1 protein-coding gene is annotated in these 4,471 nt (G+C 72.8%); it reads left to right on the top strand.

Annotation, left to right across the window (positions count from 1 at the left end):
* On the top strand, nt 1–4,471 hold a 4,471-nt coding region (locus tag V6U90_RS32490), incomplete at both ends, for a hypothetical protein (RefSeq protein ID WP_334444859.1).

Genomic DNA, 4,471 nt, shown 5'->3' on the forward strand with positions numbered 1-4,471 from the left:
GTGCTGCGCGCCGACCCGACCGCGACGCGGCTGACGCAGGACCAGCAGCAGGCCCGGCCGGCGTCACCCTCGACCGCACCGGCCCAGCCCGACGCGACCCGGACCGAGACGACCCCGGCACCCGCCGGCGATCCGGTCCTCGACCGGCACCGTGCCCTGCTCGACGCCATCCGGGCCGGACAACTGACCGCCGCGTACGACTACCTCGACGCCGCCGACGCGACGGCCCGGCACCGAGTGCTCGCCGACGCGGTGGCCGAGGTGACACCGACCGACCCGACCGCTGCGCCCGCCCCGACCGCCCCGGCCGGGCTGCGGGCGCTGGCGGACCTCGTCGACGCCGACCCGCGGGTCACCCGGCCCGAGCCGGAACGGGAAGCCGTCTCCGACGCGGGCATCCTGCGGGCCGTGGCCGACATCCTCGACCCGGCCGTCGGCGCACTGGACACCTTCCGGGCCATCGCCTCCGCCGCGTGGACCATCAACCCCCCGCAGAACTGGCCGGACACCCTGCAAACCCTGACCGAGCTGCCCACGGCAGTCGGCCGGGACGCGGCGACGCTTCGCGACGCGCTCGGCGTCATCGAACGGATGCGCTACCGCGACGTCGCCAAGCTGCTCGGCAGCTCGGACGTCGGCCCGGTGGCCGCTGCGGTGACCGCGTCCGGGACGACCGCGACCGGCCTGGCCCACGCGTGGCGGGACGTCTCCACCCCCGCCGACCTGATCCCGGCGCTACCCGCACCGGCCGTCACCTGGACCGGGACGGCGGACACCCCACTACCGACGGCGCACGTCGTGCACCATCCGATGCCCCCGGCATCCGCCTCGCTCGGCCTGTGGCTCGCCATCGGCTTGGACGACTCCCGCGCCTTCCTCGACGACCACCGCACGGACCTGCTCTCCGACCGGGCACACAGCGCCCTTCAGATCCGCCGGGCGGAACTGCCCCACGACGTCGACCTCGCCGCCCGGGACGCGCTGCTCACCCTGGCCCGCTACGGCCACCTCGACGACGGATACCAATACCTGCTCGGCCCCACCCCACCCACCCCGGCCCCGGTGCCTGCCCCGGCATCGGGGGCGCCGACCGGGCGGCAGGAGTTGCTGACCAACCTGCTGGCCCGGCCGGATCTGGCCGACCCGGCCGCCGTGTCCGCCCTCGGCAACCTGGCCGCCACCCTCGACGGTCCGGTCGACGCCGTCGACGCGGAGATCCTGCACCTCACCGCCGACGCGCTCGCCGGCCTGAACGTTCCCGACACCGCCGTCACCACGCTGGTGCGCGACGCCCGTCAGACTCTCTCCGCGCCGCAGCGGCAACAGTGGGCCGAGACGATCCGCAACCTCGGTGCCAACGCCACCGGCACCCGTGGGCCGGCACTGCGCCACCTCGCCGATCGGCTGTTCACCACCGCACCGGATCCCGATCCGGCCCCGGACGCTCCGGATGCCGAGGCTGCCCGGATGCGGCAGGTGACGCGGGAGCGCCTCCAGCAGGCCACCCAGGAACTCCAGCGCACCGTCGACGACCTCGGCCAGGCCCGCCGGAACGAACAGGTCGCGCAGGGCGCCCGGGACGCCGCGGAGGCGTCGCTCGACGCCGCCAGGAACGCCGTCACCGCCGCCGAAGGCGAACGTGCCCGGCTCGAGCGGAAGATCGGCGACCTCAACCGTGCGATGCCGGTCCTGGAAGCGGAAATGGCCCAGCGGATCGAGCTGGAGTCAGCGGCCCGGCAGGCGGTCGACGACCCCGCAACCAGTCAGGACGAGCAGCGGCTGGCCGCCGCCCAGGCGAAGCACCACCAGGCGCTGCAGGAGCTGGATGCGGCCCAGGCGGCGGTAGAGAAGACGAAAGACGACCTCCGGGACGCCGGGCAGGATCTCGGCCGGGTCCGCTCGGAGCTGCCGGACCTGCGCCGGCAGGTCGAGACCGCGAACGAGGAGTTCCGGGCCCGCGACATCGCCGCGCAGGCGCACACCAACGCGGTCCGGGTGCTCGACGAGGCCAGGACGGCCCGCGAGGCGGCCCGGGACGCGGCGCAACTGCAGGTGGACCGGATGGCGTTGCCGGTCCCGCCGGTCCCGCTTGGGGTCCCGGTCCTGGACGTGGACGCGGCGCTGGCCGAGATCGCCGGCTCCGGCCACGGCCGGTCCGTCGTCCAGGAGCTGGACCGCTCGGTGCGCGCGCAGCACGGTGGCACGGTCCCGGCGCGGGTGGTGCTGCGCGCCGACGCGGCCAGGCAGGCCGACAACGCTGCGGCCGCCCCGGCGGACGAGACAGCCGTGCACACGCTGGACCGGGTGCAACTCGCCCGGGACCTCGCCGTGAGCCTGGACACCCCGGTCGAGCTGCGGGTCTACGGTGGTAGCACCGCACAACCGCCGTACCTCGCCTACCCGGGCGGGGAGATGGTGCGGCTGGACGCCACCGGCCGCCCGGAGACCCTCGACGACGCCGTGCGGCGGCTGCCGCAGCGCGTCCAGGACGATCTGGCCCCGCACCGGGGTCGGCCCGACGTGAACGCCCGGCTGGAGATTCTGCACGAGGCGGAGATCGAGTCGCGGCACGACTTCGGTGCGGGCGTGGCCGCCCTGGTGGAGAACCTGAACCGGCACCAGGGGTACCTGGCCCACCAGTGGGTCACCCAGGCGACTCCGCCGGTCGACGCCGTCGGCCTGCGGGGGTTGGCCAGTGGCCTGGACACCACAGCCTGGCCGGAAACCACCAGCACCCCGCCGGCCGGGTCGGTGGAGACCGGCCGCCCCGACGACGTGGCCGCCGCCTGGTTGGCGTACACCCCGCAGCACCGTGCCGAGATGATGGCCCACCTGCTGGACGCCCCCGGGCTCGGGTTCACCGTGGGCGGGCCGACCCGCGACCTGCCGGCCGATCCGCCACCGGGCGCCCGGGTGCTGGCCGTGGCCGGGTCCACGGCTGCCGCCGGGGTGGTCCTGTCCACCGGGCAACTGCGCTGGTACGAACCCGGCCGCAACCAGATCCACACCGGCAGCATGCAGATGCTCGGTAACTGGGCCAAGGACCGGGCTGGCCAGGACGCGGGACCGGACGACATCTGGTACATCGTGCACCACGTGGACGTGGCAGCGCAGAACGTGTCGACGTCGACCCCGCCGGTCGAGCCGGATCCCTCCGGGGATGTGGCCGGTGGGGTACGCGGTGACGTGTCGCTGCCGGGGGGTGCGGCGGCGTTTGAGTGGGGTCCTGCGGGGGGTGGTTCGTTCCCGGGTGGGGTGAGGGAGGTGTCGTCTTCGGGGTGGGCGGCGGGTGAGCCGCCGTCTGTGGAGGCGGTGAAGGGCGGCGGTTGGCGGGTGTCGTATCGCAGTTCGGGGAGTTTGCCTGCCTGGGGCGAGATGAAGCACGTGTTTTCGGATCGGTTCACCTGGCAGGGTCCGGATCCGTTGCGGTTGGTGCCGACGCCGGGGGAGGTGCGTCCTTTCCGGGTGGAGCATGCGGGGAAGGATGCGGGGGAGCGGGTCTTCGTCGATTATTGGGCGCATCGTGAGTCTGGGACGGTGGTGTTCCGTCTGCGTTTGAAGCCTGATGCGGATGTGACGGAGGCTGCGATTCTGCGTACTTTGGGTGCTGTTGAGCAGTGGGTGGTCGAGGCCAACCGGCGGGTGGGGTCTGGGGGTGGGCCGCGGGTCGAGGTGGTGTTCGATCCGGTGCCCAGCAGGGAAGTCCGGGCGGTGGTGCTCAGTCGTTTTGGTAGTGATCTGCGGGAAAGCAACGGCAAGGGGGTGTGGGTCAGTGAGGATGAGTCGGAGGGTCGGATCCAGCAGGACCATTGGGTTGCGGATCTTGCTCCTGGCCGGTACGGGCATGAGCTAAAGCACTACGCTGGGATTCCGCACACTGGTTCGCCTAAGGATTTCCTGAGGAGTGCCAGGCCGGTTGGTGAGGATCATCTTCATGAGCCTTGGTTCACGGATTGGGAGATCCGCGAGTACCTGGCGATTGCTGATTCGTTTGTGGCTCCCACGTTGGCGCGGCGGGTTGGGTCGTCCGGGTCGGACTCGTCCGGCTCAGAGTCTGAGTCTGAGTCTGAGTCTTTGGACCTGTCCGACGATTCGTTGCCTGGTCGGCCGGCGGCGATGGAATGGCACGGGCGGCCCGCCACCATCGCTGACCTGCTGCCCGGCCAGACCGCCGGCCACCCGCAGCCGATCACCACGACCGGCACCGACACCAGCGCGCTCCTGCTCGCCTCCACCAGCACGCCACGCGGCCCGTCCCAGGCGATGCGGGCAGACACCACCTCCACCGACCCCGAGCGGCCGGGCGTCCACTTCGACGCGTTGGTGCCGGAAACCCCTGCGGCGGTCGAGCCGTCGGTCGTACCCCCGCAGCAGCTCGCGCCGACCCCGCAACCGCCGGTACCGGTCGCCGAGGACAGTCAACAGCAGGTCGTCCGGCCGGCCGCGTCCGCGGACGCGCCGCTGGTCGTGA

The organism is Micromonospora sp. CPCC 206060, from assembly GCF_036906895.1.
In the GTDB taxonomy this organism is placed as follows: domain Bacteria; phylum Actinomycetota; class Actinomycetes; order Mycobacteriales; family Micromonosporaceae; genus Micromonospora.